The organism is Vulcaniibacterium thermophilum, from assembly GCF_007923255.1.
Classification (GTDB): Bacteria; Pseudomonadota; Gammaproteobacteria; order Xanthomonadales; family Xanthomonadaceae; genus Lysobacter_F; species Lysobacter_F thermophilum.
Genome location: NZ_VOHJ01000066.1, coordinates 1 through 5,546 on the forward strand (window position 1 = coordinate 1; position 5,546 = coordinate 5,546).

A 5,546-nucleotide genomic window follows, 5' to 3' on the forward strand; every position below is an offset into this window, starting at 1 on the left:
GGGGGGTTGAGGGGAAGGCGCTGAGGCCGACTCCGGTGATCTTTGACAGTGTGCGCAGGTGACTTGTGCGGGCGTCTGGCGGTGGCGTTGTCCATCAGCAGACGTTCGAACAGAACCAAGTCAATTTCTGCATGCAGATGCAGCGAGTAATTGGTGCTGGGAGAGCTTCTGCACTCAAAGCTTTGGACGTTAAGTCCTGCAGTTTTAAGTGAAGAGTTTGATCCTGGCTCAGAGTGAACGCTGGCGGCAGGCCTAACACATGCAAGTCGAGCGGCAGCGGGTCCTTCGGGATGCCGGCGAGCGGCGGACGGGTGAGGAATACATCGGAATCTGCCCTGTCGTGGGGGATAACCTAGGGAAACTTAGGCTAATACCGCATACGACCTACGGGTGAAAGCGGGGGATCGCAAGACCTCGCGCGATAGGATGAGCCGATGTCCGATTAGCTAGTTGGCGGGGTAAAGGCCCACCAAGGCGACGATCGGTAGCTGGTCTGAGAGGATGATCAGCCACACTGGGACTGAGACACGGCCCAGACTCCTACGGGAGGCAGCAGTGGGGAATATTGGACAATGGGCGCAAGCCTGATCCAGCCATGCCGCGTGGGTGAAGAAGGCCTTCGGGTTGTAAAGCCCTTTTGTCCGGGAAGAAATCGTCTGGGCTAATACCCCGGGCGGATGACGGTACCGGAAGAATAAGCACCGGCTAACTTCGTGCCAGCAGCCGCGGTAATACGAAGGGTGCAAGCGTTACTCGGAATTACTGGGCGTAAAGCGTGCGTAGGCGGTTCGTTAAGTCCGATGTGAAAGCCCTGGGCTCAACCTGGGAACTGCATTGGAAACTGGCGGGCTGGAGTGCGGTAGAGGGTGGCGGAATTCCCGGTGTAGCAGTGAAATGCGTAGATATCGGGAGGAACATCCGTGGCGAAGGCGGCCACCTGGACCAGCACTGACGCTGAGGCACGAAAGCGTGGGGAGCAAACAGGATTAGATACCCTGGTAGTCCACGCCCTAAACGATGCGAACTGGATGTTGGGTGCAACTTGGCACTCAGTATCGAAGCTAACGCGTTAAGTTCGCCGCCTGGGAAGTACGGTCGCAAGACTGAAACTCAAAGGAATTGACGGGGGCCCGCACAAGCGGTGGAGTATGTGGTTTAATTCGATGCAACGCGCAGAACCTTACCTGGCCTTGACATCCAGGGAACCTTGCAGAGATGCGAGGGTGCCTTCGGGAACCCTGAGACAGGTGCTGCATGGCTGTCGTCAGCTCGTGTCGTGAGATGTTGGGTTAAGTCCCGCAACGAGCGCAACCCTTGTCCTTAGTTGCCAGCACTTCGGGTGGGAACTCTAAGGAGACCGCCGGCGACAAGCCGGAGGAAGGTGGGGATGACGTCAAGTCATCATGGCCCTTACGGCCAGGGCTACACACGTACTACAATGGTGGGGACAGAGGGCTGCGAAGCCGCGAGGCGGAGCCAATCCCAGAAACCCCATCTCAGTCCGGATTGGAGTCTGCAACTCGACTCCATGAAGTCGGAATCGCTAGTAATCGCAGATCAGCATTGCTGCGGTGAATACGTTCCCGGGCCTTGTACACACCGCCCGTCACACCATGGGAGTCTGTTGCACCAGAAGCAGGTAGCTTAACCTTCGGGAGGGCGCTTGCCACGGTGTGGCCGATGACTGGGGTGAAGTCGTAACAAGGTAGCCGTATCGGAAGGTGCGGCTGGATCACCTCCTTTCGAGACACGACAGCAAAGCTGTCAGGCGTCCGCACAAGTGACCTGCACTGATTCACGCATGATGGCCTCCGCCGAGCGCGACGCGCTCGATCGTCATAGACGGCGCGCGGGGCCCGGAGTTTCGGGTCTGTAGCTCAGGTGGTTAGAGCGCACCCCTGATAAGGGTGAGGTCGGTGGTTCGAGTCCTCCCAGACCCACCACGTACGGGGCCATAGCTCAGCTGGGAGAGCACCTGCTTTGCAAGCAGGGGGTCGTCGGTTCGATCCCGACTGGCTCCACCAGCTTACGGCGTGAATCGCTGCGCACACACAGAAGATCTGAAGCCGTCGGGCGTTGAGGCCGGGCGGTGTTCTTTGAAAATTGGGACGTAGCGAGCGTTTGAGACGAATGTCCAGACGTGTCGTAGAGGCTAAGGCGGGTGTCTTCGGACACCTTACATGAAGTCGTTGAGTTCGCGGCCCGGGCGACCGGGCGCCGTGATCCCGAGGTGGCTTGGGGTTATATGGTCAAGCGAACAAGCGCACACGGTGGATGCCTTGGCGGTCAGAGGCGATGAAGGACGTGGCAGCCTGCGAAAAGTGTCGGGGAGCTGGCAGCAAGCTTTGATCCGGCAATGTCCGAATGGGGAAACCCACCGCGCAAGCGGTATCGTGCACTGAATACATAGGTGCGCGAGGCGAACCCGGGGAACTGAAATATCTAAGTACCCGGAGGAAAAGAAATCAACCGAGATTCCCTCAGTAGTGACGAGCGAACGGGGAGCAGCCCTTAAGTCGAGCAAGTTCTAGCAAAACGGTCTGGAAAGTCCGGCCATAGAAGGTGATAGCCCTGTATGCGAAAGGGCTTGTTCGATGAAATCGAGTAAGGCGGGGCACGTGAAACCCTGTCTGAACATGGGGGGACCATCCTCCAAGGCTAAATACTCCTGACCGACCGATAGTGAACCAGTACCGTGAGGGAAAGGCGAAAAGAACCCCGGAGAGGGGAGTGAAATAGACCCTGAAACCGTGTGCGTACAAGCAGTCGGAGCCCCGCAAGGGGTGACGGCGTACCTTTTGTATAATGGGTCAGCGACTTACTGTCTGTGGCGAGCTTAACCGTATAGGGGAGGCGAAGGGAAACCGAGTCTGAACAGGGCGCACAGTCGCAGGCAGTAGACCCGAAACCGGGTGATCTAGTCATGCCCAGGGTGAAGGTCAGGTAACACTGACTGGAGGCCCGAACCCACTCCCGTTGCAAAGGTAGGGGATGAGGTGTGACTAGGAGTGAAAAGCTAATCGAACCCGGAGATAGCTGGTTCTCCTCGAAAGCTATTTAGGTAGCGCCTCATGTGAATCCTCTCGGGGGTAGAGCACTGTTATGGCTAGGGGGTCATTGCGACTTACCAAACCATGGCAAACTCCGAATACCGAGACGGACTGCATGGGAGACACACGGCGGGTGCTAACGTCCGTCGTGAAAAGGGAAACAACCCAGACCCACAGCTAAGGTCCCCAAATTGCCGCTCAGTGGAAAACGATGTGGGAAGGCACAGACAGCCAGGAGGTTGGCTTAGAAGCAGCCACCCTTTAAAGAAAGCGTAATAGCTCACTGGTCGAGTCGGCCTGCGCGGAAGATTTAACGGGGCTAAGCGGCATACCGAAGCTTGGGGTGCATGCTCTGCATGCGCGGTAGAGGAGCGTTCCGTACGCCTGCGAAGGTGGATCGAGAGGTCCGCTGGAGGTATCGGAAGTGCGAATGCTGACATGAGTAACGATAAGGAGGGTGAAAAGCCCTCCCGCCGAAAGCCCAAGGTTTCCTTGCGCAACGTTCATCGGCGCAGGGTGAGTCGGCCCCTAAGGCGAGGCTGAAAAGCGTAGTCGATGGGAAGCTGGTTAATATTCCAGCACCTCGCGCAAGTGCGATGGAGGGACGGAGAAGGGTAGGTGTACCGGGCGTTGGTTGTCCCGGGGAAAGGCGGTAGGTGGCTCTCTTAGGCAAATCCGGGAGGGCATACACCGAGCACCGAGACGAGCCCATTCGGGCGAAGTCACTGATCCCACGCTTCCAGGAAAAGCTCCTAAGCTTCAGCTTGCGCAGACCGTACCGAAAACCGACACAGGTGGGCAGGATGAGAATTCTCAGGCGCTTGAGAGAACTCGGGTGAAGGAACTAGGCAACATGGCACCGTAACTTCGGGAGAAGGTGCGCCCTTTCTGGTGGCTCCGTGCGGAGCTGGGCTGGGAAGGGCCGCAGTGACCAGGCCGCTGCGACTGTTTATCAAAAACACAGCACTCTGCAAACACGAAAGTGGACGTATAGGGTGTGACGCCTGCCCGGTGCTGGAAGGTTAAGTGATGGGGTCAGCCGCAAGGCGAAGCTCTTGATCGAAGCCCCAGTAAACGGCGGCCGTAACTATAACGGTCCTAAGGTAGCGAAATTCCTTGTCGGGTAAGTTCCGACCTGCACGAATGGCGTAACGACAGCGGCGCTGTCTCCACCCGAGACTCAGTGAAATTGAAATCGCTGTGAAGATGCAGCGTTCCCGCGGCAAGACGGAAAGACCCCGTGAACCTTTACTACAGCTTTACACTGAACGTTGAGTTCGTCTGTGTAGGATAGGTGGGAGGCTGTGAAGCGCAGGCGCCAGCTTGCGTGGAGCCAACCTTGAAATACCACCCTGATGTGCTTGACGTTCTAACCTGGGCCCGTAATCCGGGTCGGGGACCGTGTATGGTGGGTAGTTTGACTGGGGCGGTCTCCTCCCAAAGAGTAACGGAGGAGCACGAAGGTACGCTCAGCGCGGTCGGACATCGCGCATTGTGTGCAAAGGCAGAAGCGTGCTTGACTGCAAGAGCGACGGCTCAAGCAGGTGCGAAAGCAGGTCTTAGTGATCCGGTGGTTCTGTATGGAAGGGCCATCGCTCAACGGATAAAAGGTACTCCGGGGATAACAGGCTGATACCGCCCAAGAGTTCATATCGACGGCGGTGTTTGGCACCTCGATGTCGGCTCATCACATCCTGGGGCTGTAGTCGGTCCCAAGGGTATGGCTGTTCGCCATTTAAAGTGGTACGCGAGCTGGGTTCAGAACGTCGTGAGACAGTTCGGTCCCTATCTGTCGTGGGCGTTGGAGATTTGAGGGGGGCTGCTCCTAGTACGAGAGGACCGGAGTGGACGAACCTCTGGTGTTCCGGTTGTCACGCCAGTGGCACTGCCGGGTAGCTATGTTCGGAAGCGATAACCGCTGAAAGCATCTAAGCGGGAAGCGCGCCCCAAGATGAGATCTCCCGGGACACAAGTCCCCTGAAGGAACCATCAAGACCAGGTGGTTGATAGGCAGGGTGTGTAAGCGCAGCAATGCGTTGAGCTAACCTGTACTAATGATCCGTGCGGCTTGACCATATAACTCCAAGCAACTTCGGGCCACAGGCCCAGCCGCAGCCTCGACGTCACACGTCGGACCCTCATCGCTCGCTACGACCCAACCCCATGCAAGCAGGCGCAGCCGCGCCGCTTCACAAGCTTGCTCAGCGACCATAGCGCTGTGGAACCACCCGATCCCATCCCGAACTCGGAAGTGAAACGCAGCCGCGCCGATGGTAGTGTGGCTCCAGCCATGCAAGAGTAGGTCATCGCTGAGCATCATCCCCAAAGCCCCGACGCACGCCGTCGGGGCTTTGCTTTTTGCGCGCCTCAAATGCACCGCCAGCGCCAAGGCACAGGCGCGCTGCCAAGCGATCGCCCCGCCGCCCCGCGCCGGCGGCGCGTGCCCTCACCCCAATCCCCCAGCCGGCCCGCCGCAGCGCGGCGGCGTTCGTCGGT

Annotated in this window: 2 tRNA genes and 3 rRNA genes; all 5 read left to right on the plus strand. The window is 58.2% G+C overall.

The window, feature by feature from the left end:
- Positions 1-205: 205 nt before the first annotated feature.
- The 5 genes from FQY64_RS14475 (at position 206) to rrf (ending at position 5,365) form a co-directional block, all read left to right on the plus strand.
- Positions 206-1,743, plus strand: a 16S ribosomal RNA gene (locus FQY64_RS14475).
- A 123-nt stretch (positions 1,744-1,866) separates the two neighbouring features.
- Positions 1,867-1,943: transfer RNA gene (locus FQY64_RS14480), tRNA-Ile, on the plus strand.
- A gap of 5 nt (positions 1,944-1,948) precedes the next feature.
- Positions 1,949-2,024: transfer RNA gene (locus FQY64_RS14485), tRNA-Ala, on the plus strand.
- A gap of 223 nt (positions 2,025-2,247) precedes the next feature.
- Positions 2,248-5,126, plus strand: a 23S ribosomal RNA gene (locus FQY64_RS14490).
- 124 nt (positions 5,127-5,250) lie between these two features.
- A 5S ribosomal RNA gene (gene rrf / locus FQY64_RS14495) occupies positions 5,251-5,365 on the plus strand.
- Together the 16S, 23S and 5S rRNA genes with 2 tRNA genes alongside form the textbook arrangement of a ribosomal RNA operon.
- The last annotated feature ends 181 nt before the right edge of the window (positions 5,366-5,546 follow it).